The sequence below is a fragment of the Advenella mimigardefordensis DPN7 genome (genome assembly GCF_000521505.1).
In the GTDB taxonomy this organism is placed as follows: domain Bacteria; phylum Pseudomonadota; class Gammaproteobacteria; order Burkholderiales; family Burkholderiaceae_B; genus Advenella; species Advenella mimigardefordensis.
The window spans coordinates 4,212,645-4,227,433 of the sequence record NZ_CP003915.1 but is presented as its reverse complement, the minus strand read 5'-3'; the positions used below and the strand labels follow the sequence as shown (position 1 = coordinate 4,227,433).

Annotated in this window: 12 protein-coding genes; 8 read left to right on the top strand and 4 right to left on the bottom strand. The window is 54.9% G+C overall.

The window, feature by feature from the left end:
• Positions 1-70: 70 nt before the first annotated feature.
• From MIM_RS19395 to MIM_RS19370, 6 genes are all read left to right on the top strand, one after another.
• Positions 71-883 (top strand): taurine ABC transporter ATP-binding protein, encoded by an 813-nt coding sequence (locus tag MIM_RS19395; protein WP_025374422.1) that lies wholly within the window; start codon positions 71-73, stop codon positions 881-883.
• Positions 876-1,703, top strand: a complete 828-nt coding sequence (locus tag MIM_RS19390) for an ABC transporter permease subunit (RefSeq protein WP_025374421.1) — start codon at positions 876-878, stop codon at positions 1,701-1,703. The genes MIM_RS19395 and MIM_RS19390 overlap by 8 nt, the downstream gene beginning before the upstream one ends.
• Positions 1,704-1,881: 178 nt before the next feature.
• Positions 1,882-3,447, top strand: a complete 1,566-nt coding sequence (gene pdxR / locus MIM_RS19385) for a MocR-like pyridoxine biosynthesis transcription factor PdxR (protein ID WP_025374420.1) — start codon at positions 1,882-1,884, stop codon at positions 3,445-3,447.
• A 58-nt stretch (positions 3,448-3,505) separates the two neighbouring features.
• A complete protein-coding gene (locus tag MIM_RS19380; protein ID WP_042070587.1) occupies positions 3,506-4,294 on the top strand; it encodes an IclR family transcriptional regulator in 789 nt (262 codons plus the stop codon).
• Positions 4,295-4,347: 53 nt separating this feature from the next.
• On the top strand, positions 4,348-5,328 hold the full coding sequence (locus MIM_RS19375; RefSeq protein WP_025374418.1) for an AAA family ATPase: 981 nt from the start codon (positions 4,348-4,350) through the stop codon (positions 5,326-5,328).
• Positions 5,325-7,034 (top strand): cobaltochelatase CobT-related protein, encoded by a 1,710-nt coding sequence (locus MIM_RS19370; protein ID WP_025374417.1) that lies wholly within the window; start codon positions 5,325-5,327, stop codon positions 7,032-7,034. The genes MIM_RS19375 and MIM_RS19370 overlap by 4 nt, the downstream gene beginning before the upstream one ends.
• Here the strand turns inward: MIM_RS19370 and pta are convergent.
• Both pta and xsc read right to left on the bottom strand, forming a co-directional pair.
• Positions 7,008-8,057 (bottom strand): phosphate acetyltransferase, encoded by a 1,050-nt coding sequence (gene pta / locus MIM_RS19365; RefSeq protein ID WP_025374416.1) that lies wholly within the window; start codon positions 8,055-8,057, stop codon positions 7,008-7,010. The genes MIM_RS19370 and pta overlap by 27 nt on opposite strands.
• A gap of 27 nt (positions 8,058-8,084) precedes the next feature.
• A complete protein-coding gene (gene xsc / locus MIM_RS19360) occupies positions 8,085-9,896 on the bottom strand; it encodes a sulfoacetaldehyde acetyltransferase (protein WP_245592775.1) in 1,812 nt (603 codons plus the stop codon).
• A 190-nt stretch (positions 9,897-10,086) separates the two neighbouring features.
• Between xsc and MIM_RS19355 the strand changes: the two genes are divergently transcribed.
• Positions 10,087-11,766 carry an amidohydrolase gene (locus tag MIM_RS19355; protein WP_025374414.1) on the top strand — a complete coding sequence of 560 codons (1,680 nt, stop codon included), beginning with the start codon at positions 10,087-10,089 and terminating at the stop codon, positions 11,764-11,766.
• Positions 11,763-12,713: a CobW family GTP-binding protein gene (locus tag MIM_RS19350; protein WP_025374413.1), complete on the top strand. Its 951-nt coding sequence runs from the start codon at positions 11,763-11,765 to the stop codon at positions 12,711-12,713. The genes MIM_RS19355 and MIM_RS19350 overlap by 4 nt, the downstream gene beginning before the upstream one ends.
• Positions 12,714-12,846: 133 nt before the next feature.
• Here the strand turns inward: MIM_RS19350 and MIM_RS19345 are convergent, their stop codons facing one another.
• Both MIM_RS19345 and MIM_RS19340 read right to left on the bottom strand, forming a co-directional pair.
• On the bottom strand, positions 12,847-13,821 hold the full coding sequence (locus MIM_RS19345) for a Bug family tripartite tricarboxylate transporter substrate binding protein (RefSeq protein WP_025374412.1): 975 nt from the start codon (positions 13,819-13,821) through the stop codon (positions 12,847-12,849).
• 70 nt (positions 13,822-13,891) lie between these two features.
• Positions 13,892-14,698 (bottom strand): IclR family transcriptional regulator, encoded by an 807-nt coding sequence (locus MIM_RS19340; protein WP_025374411.1) that lies wholly within the window; start codon positions 14,696-14,698, stop codon positions 13,892-13,894.
• Between the last annotated feature and the right edge of the window lie 91 nt (positions 14,699-14,789).

The window sequence follows — 14,789 nt, the reverse complement described above, 5'->3', positions numbered from 1 at the left end:
AACTGTCATAAACGTGAAAGGTGGCCAGCCCGTCTTTCACAGAACCGAAGTGTAGTTGGAGGCAATCGCAATGCAAACAGTAGCCGAGAATTTATATGTCAAAGACGTCAACGTCGTGTATCCCGGAATTCGGCAGAATGACCGGGTGGTCGCGCTCAAGGATGTCAACCTCACCATTAATCGTGGCGAGTTCGTGGTAGCACTCGGCGCTTCGGGCTGCGGCAAGACCACCTTTCTGAATCTGCTGGCCGGGTTCATGTCACCCTCGTCCGGCACGATTATGCTGGGCAACGAACCGATATCGGGCCCCAGCGCTGATCGTGGCGTAGTGTTTCAAAAACATGCGTTGCTGCCGTGGCTCAATGTTATCGACAACACCGAATTCGGTTTGAAACTGCAGGGCGTGCCGAAGACCAAACGTCACGAGATTGCTGCACGCAATCTGGAACTGGTGGGCCTGAAGGACTTTCATCAACATATGATTTATCAGCTTTCCGGCGGGATGCAGCAGCGGGTGGGCATCGCCCGCATCCTGACCTGCGATCCGGCCATGTTGTTAATGGATGAACCCATGGCCGCACTGGATGCGTTAACGCGGGAAACCATTCAGGAGCTGTTGCTGAAGGTTTGGGACGTAACGGACAAAATGTTCTTTTTCATTACCCACAGTGTGGAAGAGGCGCTCTTTCTTGGCTCCAAGCTGATCGTGATGTCGCCACGACCCGGACGTATTACGAATACCTACGATCTGTCATTCAATCGGGCGTTTCTGGCAGGCCAAAGCGCCAGGGAAATTAAATCGAGCCCCGACTTCATCCGTATGCGTGAGACCGTGCTTAACATCATCTATAGCGACGAACGTGAAGGAGGCCATCATGCTTAATAAACTGTTCGGCAGATCGGCTGCCGTACCGGGGCAGGTTTATGGCGCCCCGGGTGCCGGCGCCAGTGTGTTCATCAGTATTTCAACCGCGATTTCATTGCTGGTGATCTGGTCCATTGTTACGTACTTTGGCTGGGTCAAGCCACTGTTTCTGCCATCGCCTGCGGCGGTTTATAACAAGTTCATCGTTGGTATGACAGATGGCATTGCCAATGCGACACTGATCGAGCATACCGTTGCCAGTCTGACGCGGGTATTTTCGGCGTTCTTTCTGGCGCTGCTGACGGCCGTACCGGTGGGTATCATGATGGGGGTCAATCGGGTAGCGCGTGGGCTGTTCGACCCGGTGATCGAGTTTTACCGGCCACTGCCTCCGCTGGCTTATTTGCCGCTGGTTATCATCTGGTTCGGTATCGGCGAGTTTCCCAAAATTTTTCTGATCTATCTGGCTATCTTTGCCCCTATGGCGATTGCCGCCAGAGCCGGCGTCAAATCGGTATCCATGGAACAGATCCATGCTGCCTACTCCATGGGCGGCTCAAATCGGCAGATTGTCTGGTACGTTATTCTGAAGTCTGCCCTACCGGAGATTTTTACCGGCATGCGTATTGGTATCGGGGTGGGCTGGAGTACACTGGTTGCTGCCGAGATGGTGGCTTCAGATCGCGGCCTGGGTTTCATGGTATTGAATGCAGCGCAGTATCTGGCCAGTGATACCGTCATCATGGGTATCATCATTATCGGGTTTTTCGCGTTTGTTTTTGATGCCCTGATTCGCTACATAGAGAAGGCCATGGTGCCATGGAAGGGCAAGGTATAAATCGAAAGTGTCTTTCCCGCAGATTGCCGACATGAGCCGCCATTTGCATGGCGATCATGTCCGTAATCAGGGATAATCGCATGCTTCTATAGCATTCGAAATGATCGCAAGCCGGCACAGTGACGCAAATGCTGCCTGTCGGCTTACGCCCTCCCTGGCCTGTTACAAGAAAATAGCAATGAATAATCACAGAAAACGTGTCCATCCCGGATCGGAAAAGGTCAGCGCGCCCAGCCGGGCAGCCCTCAGTGCGTTGCTGTGGGAAAAACTGTTTCGTGAAACCAGTGAATCGCTGGGGCTGCAGGGTCGGATCCGGCAGATGCTGGTGGCTGCCATTACGCAGGGGCATCTGACGCCTGATGCGCCGGTGCCTTCCAGCCGGTTCCTGTCGGACACGCTCAAAGTGGCCCGTAATACAGTTGTGTTTGCTTATCAGGAGCTGGTTAGTGAAGGCTATCTGGTGACGCGTAACCGTAGTGGTCATTTCGTAGGGCAGGCCGCGCAGCAGCGCAATATGCTGGATATTATCGCCAGTCCTGGGAGCGATGACGAAACCGATTTCTGGCATGAACGCATCCACGCAAGGCCCAGCCAGCAACGCAATATTCGCAAGCCGGCCAATTGGCAGACCCAGCCTTATCCGTTTGTGTATGGTCAGTTTGATCCTGCGCTATTTCCCACTTCCGAATGGCGCGAGTGCTGCATGAAGGCGCTGTCCATTGTCGATATCCGGAGCTGGGCTCAGGACCTGATCATGATGGATGATCCGGAGATTATTGCCGCGATTCAGAATCAGGTCCTGCCGCGACGGGGATTTTCGGCGACCAAGGATGAAATCATGGTAACCGTGGGTGCCCAGCATGCGCTGTATCTGCTGGCTGATCTATTGGTCAGGCCGGGCAATAAAGTGGGTATGGAAGAGCCCGGTTATCCTGATGCGCGCAATATTTTCTCCAGCCGTACCCGTCATGTCGTGCCGGTACCGGTGAACGAAGAGGGCGTTGACGTCGAGGCGATCACCGCTGATATGGATATGGTTTTTGTCACGCCCAGTCATCAATGTCCAACCGGCGTGACCATGTCCATGGCACGACGCCAGGCGCTGCTTGAAAAAGCCGGTGCCTGCAATACCGTGATTGTTGAAGATGATTTTGAATTTGAAAACAGCTTTATTGATAAACCATTTCCGGCGCTCAAGAGTCTGGACCAGAACGGGCGCGTGATTTATGTCGGTAGTTTGTCAAAAACATTTGCACCCGGACTGCGGCTGGGGTTCATTGTTGGCCCCAAACCGCTGATCGACGAATTGCGTGCACTGAAACGGCTGATGCTGCGTCATGCGCCGTCTTTCCTGCAGCGGGCCTTTGCGCTGTTTGTCTCGCTGGGCCATTACCAGTCTTTTCTGCGCAGGCAATCGCAAATCTACGGTCAGCGCGAACGGGCACTGCGTGATGCGCTGATGACGTATCTGCCCACCTTTCAGATTATCTCCTCGCCGGGCGGATCATTTTGCTGGGTAAGGGCGCCGGAACATATCGACACCACGGCACTCACGGCAGTGGCGTTGCAAAACGGCATTGTTCTGGAACCGGGGGAAGTATTCTTCAGCCGGGTGTCCAAAAGTGCCCGCCGCTACATCCGTTTTGGCTACGGTTCCATTGACGAGCCGAAAATTGCAGTTGGCATTAGAACCCTGGCGGAACTGGTAGCACAGCATTTTCCCGCAGCATCAAGAAAACGTTGATCAATATTCCGGTTATTGATATAATTTATTTCAATAATTGAAATAAATGGCGATTTCTATGGATATGATCGAATCTGAACGTGTCGAAGGCAATACCCCAACGCTACGGCTATTTGCGCTTCTTGAGGTCATTGCCGAAAAAGACAGTTATTTTTCACTGCAAAGCCTGAGCGAGGAACTGGGTATTCCCAAGCCCACTCTGCATCGTATGCTGCAACAACTGGAAAGTGCAAGGCTGATTATTCGCGATGGCGATGGCAGGCAGTACAGCACCGGTCGTCGCCTGCACCAGATGGCGGAAAAACTGCTACTCAATAACACCATTCACGGCTCACGACGGGCAGTGCTGCGGCACCTGGTGGAGGAAATCGGTGAAAGTTGCAACATCACCGCCTGCTCCGGCAACGAGGTATTGTATCTGGACCGGGTGGAAACGGTCGCGCCGCTTCGGTTCTATCTGCACCCGGGCTCGCGTGTGCCGCTGCATTGCTCGGCCAGCGGCAAACTGTTTCTTGCACAAATGTCGCCTTCACAATGTCGCCGCCTGCTGGAAGCGGCCCCGCTGGAACAGTATACCCCGAATACCCTGACACGCTACGACGCGCTTGAACAGGAAATAGAACAGGTGCGTCGGCAAGGCTATGCCATGGATAACGAGGAATTTTTGCCCGGCCTCATTTGTATTGCCGTGCTGGTACCGGGAGAAAACGGCAAGTCCAATATGGGTATTGCGGCGCAGTCGCCCATTATGCGGATTACCCGTGAGAAGGCATTGGAGTTTTTGCCGGTCTTGCGGCGTGCTGCAGACTCGCTGGCAGAAATTGAAAAGGCTAACGCGGCAGCGTAAATCAATCACCCGCAGTGGTCTGCCATTGCGATCCGCCACGGAGGCAAACCCTCATGACCACTCAGCAATCCTCACATCGCGCCATCCGCGAGATTTCCGTCAGGCAGGTCTTCGGTCTTGATACCGATCTGACCGTGCCTGCGTTTTGCGATGCCACTGAGCATGTACCGGAAATCGACGCGGCCTATCATTTCAATCATGATGTGACCCTTGCCATCCTGGCCGGCTTTGTCCAGAACCGACGGGTATTGATTCAGGGACTGCATGGCACCGGCAAGTCTACACACATAGAACAGGTCGCAGCAAGACTGAACTGGCCTTGTGTGCGCGTTAACCTGGACGGGCATATCAGCCGCCTGGACCTGGTTGGCAAGGACACCATTGTTTTGCGCGAAGGGCGCCAGGTGACTGAATTCCAGGAAGGCATTCTGCCCTGGGCGCTACAGCAACCCATGGCACTGATCTTTGATGAATACGATGCGGGTCGGCCCGATGTCATGTTTGTGATCCAGCGGATTCTGGAGCGCAATGGTCATTTCATGTTGCTGGATCAGAATCGCAGTATCGCTCCGCATGCGGATTTCAGGCTTTTTGCAACGGCCAACACACTGGGGCTGGGCAATCTGAATGGTCTGTATCACGGCACGCAATCGCTCAATCATGCGCAGCTGGATCGCTGGAATATTGTTGCTGCCCTGAATTATTTGCAGCCCGAAGACGAAGTACAGATTACGGCTGCCAGAGTGCCACAAATGGATAATGAGCAAGGGCGCCAGACTATTCGAAAAATGGTGGATCTGGCCAACCTCACGCGCAAGGGGTTCGAGGCAGGTGATATTTCCGTGCTCATGTCGCCGCGTACCGTGATCACCTGGGCCGAGAACCGGCAGATCTTCGGCGATACGGGCCTGGCCTTTCGTCTGTCATTTCTGAACAAATGTGATGATGCCGAGAAGGAGCTGATTGCCGAATATTATCAGCGCTGTTTCGAACAAGAGTTGCCCGAAGCCTTTGTGGGAACCCTGCAGGCGTGAACGATATCGCGCACAGCATATTCCAGCAGCACACCGACGAGTTGTGTGGTGCGGCTGTGCGTGCCATCAGCGGGTGCAGTAATGCGCATTTCCGGAAAGGCAGGCTGTATCTGAATGACAACCTGGTGCCGGTGCTGGCGCCGCATCTGCGGCTGGAGCCTGATAATCAGCGCTTTCGCGACTTTCGTGCGGTTGCCGATGGCCTGGCGTTGCGGCTGCTTGCCTGCGATCCCGTCATTTATGAACAGGCGTGTCCGCAAGACGAGACGGCCCGCCTTCTTTACGATTTTTTTGAACAGGTGCGCCTTGAGGCTACGGCGGCTGCAGACTGGCCGGGGGTACGCGCCAATGTACAGGCTCGTTTCCGTGCCTGGGCCGAGGCGTTTCAACACTCGGCCCTCATCGAATCCAGTCTGGGTATTTTGCTGTTTACCGTCATGCTAACGGTATGGTCACGGGTCACGGGCGGTGCGCTGAGTGAGGCCCAGCAGGACTTGCTGGAGGCCACGCGCGCCGGTATGGCAGGTGAAATAGGTGGGGAACTGTATGCCTTGCGTCGCCTGCGTCATGATCAGTCTGCTTACGCGGAGGTCGCTGCACGCCTTGCTGAAAAGGTCAGCCTGAATCTGGCCGCAGAAATGGCGCTGGATCGTCGGCAGAAGGATGCCAATAAGAATCCCCGGGCGCTGTTTTCCCTGTTGCTTACACCCGATGCGCAACCGGAAGATGGATTTGACGTTGCTCCTTTCGGGCAAAGTCGTGTGTTCGATCAGCATCAGGCCAGTTATCGCGTATTTACTCGTCGCTACGATCGGGTTGAACTGGCTGCTTCGCGCGTCAGGCTCGCCGAGCTCAGGCAGTTTCGCCAGCAAATGGATGAAGATCGTGCCTCCTTGTCTATTGGTGTGGCTCAACTGGCCAGACTGTTTCGCCGTCTCTTTCGCATGCCGCAAGAGGACGGCTGGCTATTCGGTCAGGAAGAGGGCATTCTGGATGGGCGCGTTCTTAGCCAGTTGGTTGCCAGTCCGGCAGAAACCCGCATCTTTCGTCAGGATCAGGTCATTGAGCGGGTTGATCAGGCCGTCACGATTTTGCTCGATTGCTCGGGTTCCATGCGCACACATGCGCGCCGCCTGTCTGTCCTGCTCGATACCCTGTTGCGGGCTTTGGGGATGGCCGGTGTGCAAACTGAATTGCTGGGCTTCACCACCGGTGCCTGGAACGGCGGACGCGCCATGAAAGACTGGCAGCGCCAGGGCAAACCGGCGCACCCAGGGCGTCTCAATGAAATATGTCATTTGCTATTTAAGCAGGCCGATACGAGCTGGTCACGCGCGCGCCTGGATATCGCGGCTGTGCTCAAGCATGATTTGTATCGGGAAGGGGTCGATGGCGAGGCCGTGCTGTGGGCATCGCAGCGACTGCAGGAGCAATCGGTAAAACGACGCACCCTGATTGTGGTGTCTGACGGTTGTCCGATGGACAGTGCCACACAATATGTGAATGACGATTATTATCTGGCCAGTCATCTGCAGCAGGTTGTGCGGCAAACCATTGCGCAGGGAATAGATGTTGTGGGGCTGGGTGTTGGGCTGGATCTGAGTGCGTATTATCCCAGAAGCCTGGCTATAGACCTGCAGCAGGCACTGGCGCCTGCTGTTTTTTATGATATTGCGCGATTACTGGCCGGCGGGCACCGACGTTAATTCGCCGCTTGTGGCTTGCGCCTGCAGCTGTTGCGCCTGTACGCAAGTGACGGCAATCACATTATAAACATCGTCGGCATTGCAACCCCGTGACAGATCATTTGCCGGTTTGTTCAGCCCTTGCAGCAGCGGACCGATAGCGACGGCGCCGCCCAATCTCTCTGCCAGCTTATAACCAATATTGCCCGCATTCAGGTCCGGAAAAATCAACACGTTCGCGCGTCCATGGACCTGCGAATCGCTGAGTTTGCGCGATGCGATGTCTGGAATAATGGCGGCATCCAGCTGTACTTCGCCATCGATCAGCAGATCGGGGCGTGCCTGTCTGACCAGTTGAGTTGCTTGCTGAACCTTGGTTACGTTCACATGCTGTGCGCTGCCCAGCGTCGAGAACGATAGCATGGCAATGCGTGGCGCTTCGCCTAGCAGCGCACTTGCACTTTTGGCCGAGTCAAGGGCGATACGGGCCAGCTGTTGCGCATCCGGGTCAATCACCAGACCGCAATCGGAAAAAATCATACCGCCTTTGGTTGGATGGTGTTCGTGTTCAAAAATCATCAGAAAAAAGCTGGACACAATACTGCCGGCAGACGCTTTGGCGCCTACTATCTGTAGCGCGGTACGCACCACATCGGCAGTTGTGTGAACGGCGCCGGCGACAGAGCCATCGGCATCCCCCATGTGCAGCATAAGGTTGGCAAAGCACAGCGGTTGAGTAACGGCCAGTTGAGCCTGTTGCAGTGTCATGCCTTTTTTCTCGCGCAAGCGATACAGCTGCTGTGCATAGCGTTCACGCGCTTCGCTGGTTGCCGGGTCGGTAAAGATGATGTTCGATATGTCCAGACCGTGCTGGCTGGCGATCGCGACGCTTTGCGCCGGATTGCCCACCATCACGATCCGGGCAATACGCTCCTGCTGGGCGCGTACTGCAGCCTGAAGAACGCGCGGATCCTGGGCCTCGCACAGAACGATGCGTTTCGGTGCGGCTTGCGCCGTTTCGATGATACGTTGCAAAACGCCCATGATGTGTTCCTCAGGTTACGCCTTGGTTCAAACGTAGTCTTTGTATTTGTCCAGGAACCGCACCGGTTTGGACAGCGCATCGCGTCGGAATGGATCCCCGAGTTCACGTGTGCACATGATTTCAATGACGCAGGTTTTGCCTTCGTTCATTTGCATGTCCACGGCTTTTTTCAGGGTGGGGCCCACGTCTTCCAGCTTATCCACCACGAACCCGGTAGCACCCATGGCTTGCGCGATGCCGGCAAAGCTTTGGTTGTCCAGTTCACCGGCAACAAAGCGGCGGTTATAGAAATCCACCTGGTTTTTCTTCTCGGCACCCCACTGACGGTTGTGGAAGACCACTGCGGTGACCGGAATATCGTGTCGCACGCAAGTCATGATTTCCACCATGCTCATGCCCCAGGCACCGTCGCCGGCGTAGGCGATAGCCGGACGCTCAGGCGCCGCTACTTTGGCGCCGATGATTGTGGGCAGGGCGTAGCCGCAGTTACCGAAACTCATGGGGGCGAAGAAGCTGCGCGGTTTTTCGAAGCGCAGATAGCTATTGGCCACAGAGTTGATATTGCCGATATCGGTAGAGACCATGACATCTTGCGGCATGGCTTTCTCCAGTTCACGCAATACCTGCCTTGGATGAAGGTATTTACCCCCTTCTTTTTTAGCCTCTTCGATCATGTCCAGACTGAACGCATCTTTTTCGTGTGTCCATTCGTCCAGCTCTTTTTCCCATGCGGCTTTTTCATCGGCAATGGTTTTGGCGCGCGCATCCTTGCTGGCGTCCGATGCCAGTTGCTTGTCCTGCAGGCGTTCCAGCAAAGCCACAGCAGCAGCCTTGGCATCGCCACAAATGCCAACTGAAATTTTCTTCACAAGGCCGAGCATTTTGTTGTCAGCATCGATCTGAATGATCTTCGCTTCTTTGGGCCAGTAATCCATGCCGTGCTGTGGCAGGGTACCGAATGGGCCCAGACGGGAACCCAGCGCCACGACGACATCGGCCTGTGCGATCAGCTTCATGGCGGCCTTGGAACCCTGGTAACCCAGCGGGCCGGCCCACAGCGGGTGGCTGGCGGGGAATGAGTCATTGTGCAGGTAGCTGTTGACTACCGGTGCGCCCAGCCTTTCGGCCAGTGCTTTGCATTCTTCAACTGCATCGGCCATCACGACGCCGCCACCGGAAAGAATGACGGGGAATTTGGCGGTCGCCAGCAGTTCGGCGGCTTCGTTCAGGCTTTTTTCACCACCGGCGCCACGGTCCAGGCGTTGCGGCAGCGGAATTTCGGTTTCGATTTCACCATAGAAATAATCACGTGGAATATTCAACTGGGTCGGGCCGATTTCGGACAGGGCCCGGTCAAAGCAGCGGGCAGTATATTCCGCCATGCGTTTTGGATTATTGACATGTCCCTGGTATTTGGTGAACTCCTGGAACATAGGCAACTGGTTCGCTTCCTGAAAGCCGCCCAGGCCCATACCCATGGTGCCGGTTTCCGGTGTGATCATCACGACCGGAGAGTGTGCCCAGTAGGCTGCCGCAATCGCTGTCACGCAGTTGCTGATGCCGGGGCCGTTCTGGCCGATCACCACACCATGGCGGCCGCTGACCCGCGCATAGCCGTCTGCCATGTGTGCGCCACCTTGCTCGTGGACCACGGGAATCAGCCGGATGCCTGCAGGGGCGAAGATATCCATGGCGTCCATGAAGGCCGAGCCCATGATGCCGAAGATGTTGGTTACGCCATTGGCGACCATGGTTTCAACAAAGGCCTCTGATGGCGTCATTTTTTGTACGCCGCTTACGGCTTGCTGCGGAGATTGCTGGGGTGTTGACGTGTTCATGACTAACGTATCCTCACTTTGTTCGTTTAAATATTAATATTCGGTATGAAAAATTCCGATTTTTGTTAATCATACGAGGCAAATCGGGTTTTGGTCAATATAAATTTTAAAAAACGAGATAAATAATCTCGTAATGTAGAATTTTTATGTCTGCCTATAGTAATATGGGACAGATAAAGGAGGAATAAACATGTCGCAACCACTGTCGGACAATGCCGAGACCCGCATCTATCGTGCGCGCAGCATTATTACCATGAACCCCGCGCAACCACGGGCCACGCATGTAGCGGTACGGGACGGCCGGATTCTGGGGGCCGGCGATCTGGCCTCGTTACAGGGCTGGGGCAAGGCGGTGGTGGATGATCGGTTTGCTGACAAATACATCATGCCCGGAATGATAGAAGGGCATAGTCATTTGCTCGAAGGTGGTATGTGGAGCTTTGTCTATGTAGGCTTTTACGATAGGCGCGGTCCGGACGGACGCTTGTGGCAGGGCCTGAAAACACTGGACGCCGTCGTTGCGCGATTGCAGGAGGCCGAACAGGCCATGGCGGATCAGAACAAAACGTTGTGTGCCTGGGGGTTTGACCCGATCTATTTCCAGGGAGAACGAATGACGACCCGTCATCTGGATCAGGTGTCATCCAGTCGACCGGTAGTGGTACTTCATGCCAGTATACATTTAATGAATGTAAATACGGCCATGTTGCAGATGGCCGGCATTACGACCGATTCAGGCATAGATGGCGTTGAATGCGACGCATCAGGCAGGCTGACGGGCCAATTGCAGGAATTTGCTGCCATGTATCTGGTGTTCCGCAAGATTGGTAACGTCTATTTTGATGAAGGGCAAACCACTCATGGCATTTGGAATTTCGCACGTGTGGCGCAACTGGCCGGCGTGACTACAGCAACCGACCTGGTGAATGACCTGAGTGCAGAAACGCTGGCCAGTCTGGAAGCGACCACCGGTGGCGCCACTTTTCCGCTACGTTTGGTCCCCGCTTATGCGCCCTTGCGTGACCCTGAGGGCAAGGGACTGGACCGGGTTTTGCCCAGCATCGCACACAACTCAGACAAACTCAGTTTTGGTATTGTCAAACTGATCGTGGATGGTTCTATTCAGGGCTTTACCGCCAGGCTGCGCTGGCCATATTATTACAGACCGCCTGCGGGCGCACAGGAAAACGGCATCTGGGTCATCCCGCCACAGCAGTTGCGTGAGCTGATTCAAACCTATCACGATGCCGGCCTGACCGTGCATATTCATACCAATGGCGACGAGGCGACCGATGTGGCACTGGACGCCCTGGAAGCCGTGCTGGCCAACCGTCCGCGACGCGACCACAGACATACCCTGCAGCATTGCCAAATGGCCAGCACGGCACAGTTTCGGCGCATGGCCAGCCTTGGTGTATGCGCCAATCTGTTCGCCAATCATCTGTACTATTGGGGCGATGCGCATTATGAAATGACCATGGGCCCCGAACGTGCCAACCGCTTGAATGCTGCAGCGACAGCGCTGGCAGCAGGTGTGCCCATTTCATTGCACTCGGATGCGCCTGTCACGCCCATCGCGCCTCTGTTTACTGCATGGTGTGCCGTCAATAGAATGACTGCGTCCGGCCGTGTGCTGGGCGAGGAAAACCGGATTTCAGTGCAGCAGGCATTGCATGCCATGACGCTGGGGGCCGCTTATACGCTTAAGCTGGATGATCGGATCGGCAGTATTGAGACCGGCAAGCAGGCCGATTTTGCCATTCTTGAAGAAGATCCGCTGCAGGTTGATCCGGTCAGACTCAAGGACATCAGAATCTGGGGCACCGTTCTGGGCGGCACGATCTTTCCCTGCCCGCAGATAGAAACATGAACCATGCCATTGCGCTGACCGTGCTCGGCGGCTTCCTGGGGGCCGGAAAAACTACGGTTCTCAATCATCTGCTGCAGGCGCCTCATGGCTTGCGGTTGATGGTATTGGTCAATGATTTTGGCGCCGTCAATATCGACGCTTCATTAATACAGTCTGTCAGCGGGGATGGTGTTATCTCACTGCGCAACGGCTGCGTGTGCTGTTCTATGGGCGGTGAGTTGATGAATGCGCTGATGACAATTGAAAAACAGGCGGCCAATCTTGATGGGTTGATTATCGAGGGCAGCGGCGTCAGTGATCCCAAAAAAATTGCGCAGATCGGTGCGCTTGGCCAGGGATTCGCCTTGCAGTCCATTATCACAATTGTGGACGCTGCCAACGTACTTGAACAGTGTGATGATCGATATACCGGCAATATGGTGAAAACGCAGATTGCCGCCGCCCATATGCTTCTGCTCAATAAAATCGATCTGGTGGATGTGAGCAGACGCCAGCAGGTATTGAATAGGCTGCATGAGATGGCGCCGGAGGTTCCTGTTTTTGTCGGCAGCAATGGCCAGTTTGACTGGACATGTTTGCTGTCGTCTGCAAAACGGCAGGCATTCGCTATCGAGGGCACCGGTACAGGGTTATTTACTGAAGGAGGGGCAACAGAGTCTGCAGGGCAGTCATTTGAGTCATTCAGTTTTGAAGCGGGCGGGGCGTTTGACGAGCAGCGCTTGCGTGCCGTTTTCCGGCAAATGCCTGCGTCAGTTTTGCGTGCCAAGGGTATCGTTCAGTTGGGAGCAAAAAAACAGACTTGCGTTTTGCACTATGTGCCAGGCCAGGGGGTGCGACTGGCTCCGGCAACACATATGATGCTTGCGGGTCCGCTGATTTTTGTGGGCACTTCCGAGATGGACAAGGTGACGCTGGCCGCCGCGCTCAGGCAGGCCGTGCTGGCCTGATGCGTCGTAATATTCATTGCGTGCGTCCGCGCGCTCACCGTTCACGTGAGATGCAGCGAGCGTGGTATCTGTACCGGCAGGTATGATGCTGGCAGGCGAACCCCTGTGGCGACCGCTCAAGGGTCGCCTTGACTCAATTGGCCTTAAAGCCTGATTCCCTGATAATCGGCCCCCATATTTTATTTTCCTTCTCCAGTAAATCTTTCATGCTGGCAGCTGATTCACCGGTCAGCTCCAGGCCCAGTTTCTCGAAGTTCTTGCGTAACCCGGCATTCTGGGCGATGGCGATAAAGGATTTTTCCAGACGGGCGATGGTTTCCGGTGGTGTGCCTTTGGGCACATAGGCGCCATACCAGATTTTGACGTTCTCGAATCCTTCAATACCCTGTTCATGCAGCGTCTTAACACCAGGCAGAAAGCTCACTGGCTGAGTGCCGGCCAATCCCAGAAAGCGGATTTTTCCGGCGCGATACAGTTCCATCTGTGCTCCGGCCGCATCTACGCCTAATGGTACATGGCCACCCATTTCATCATTGACCAGTTGCGGGCCACCTGAATATGAGGCGGGTTCGAGCTTGACGTTCTGATGTTTGGACATTTGCAGCACGCCAAAGTGCGTCGGACCACCCAATCCGGCCAGGCCGACCGCGCCAAGTGCCGGGTCAGCCTTGGCTGCAGTCAAATATGCCTGAATCGTTTTGTACGGCTGGACACTGCCGGTAGAAATTACAATCGGCACGTTGGCCAGATTGGCGACTGGTGTCAGATCATCGGGTGAGTAATTGAGTTTGGCGTATGTATAAGGATAACTGGTGAAAGGCATGGAGTGTGAGAGCAGGATCGTGCGCCCGTCCGGCTTTGCCCTTGCCACTTCCGTTGCCGCCATCATGGTAGAGGCGCCCGGCTTGTTTTCAACGTAAGCCTGGCCGTTGCTGGTTTTTCTGTATTCCTCAGCGACTGCGCGTGCGAGCGCATCAAGAATGCCACCTGCAGGATAGCCAACGATAATTTTAATCGTGTCGTTTTGCGCCAAGGCCGGAGAGGACATGCCCGGAGCCAATGCGATAGTGGACACGGCCAGGGAACACAAAAAAGATCGTTTGTTCATGAAATCACCTATGGATCAGTAGTTGAAGGCTATTGGGTAAGGCTGTTGATGGAATAAGGAAAATGGATCATCACGTGGTATCGCTTTCCCGTTGATCGCCAGGCGTTGCGTTGCTGGTCAACACACGGCCCAGCGCCAGGGCGGTGTCGTGCATCATGCTGGAGAAAGTGAACAGCTCAGAAAAGGAATGTGTGGCAGTCGGGGTGTGGCAGGCAACCGCCGCGATCACACGACCGCGCTCATCCTGCACCGGCACGGCAATGGCGACCATGCCTCGGACAAACTCTTCGTTATCGGTGCCGATTCTCTGTTGTGCAATCAATCCCAATTCATGTGCAAGACGCTGACGGTCTGTGATGGTTTTGGGCGTCATGGCCGGTAACGGCAGCGTGTCTATCAAACGCTTGCGATGTACGTCGGGCATCATCGCCAGAAACAGTTTGCCGCTGGCAGTGCAATGCAAGGGCACATGGGTGCCGGTGCGCAGATGCAGTTGCAGGCGCATATCGCTGTCGGGTTCGACGCGCGCCAGGTAATGCACCTTGTTGTCGACCAGTGCGGTCAGATTGCAGGTTTCCCCGGTAGCAGCGACAAGCTTGCCAAGCAGCAGCCGGCACATGCGATCAAAGTGTGTGGAGCTGAGTACAGACAGCGCCATTTGATGCGAGTTGGCGCCCAGTACATAACCACGATCGTCGGGAAGTCGCGTAACGTAGGCGGACTCCTGCAATTGTTGTAGAAGTCGCAGGACACTGGCCTTGGGTAATGCAGTTCGCTGGGCGAGCTGCGCCAGTGACAGCGGATAACTGGCGCAGGCCAGATGCTCTATCACAGTCAGAATACGCAGATGTTTCGAATCGTGGTTGTTTGTGGTCATGGTGATGTCTCTGTGTCCATTGTGAAATAAAAAAGATTAAATATCCAATTATTTGAAATACTGCGTTCCGGTAAGTGAAATGAAAATGCCA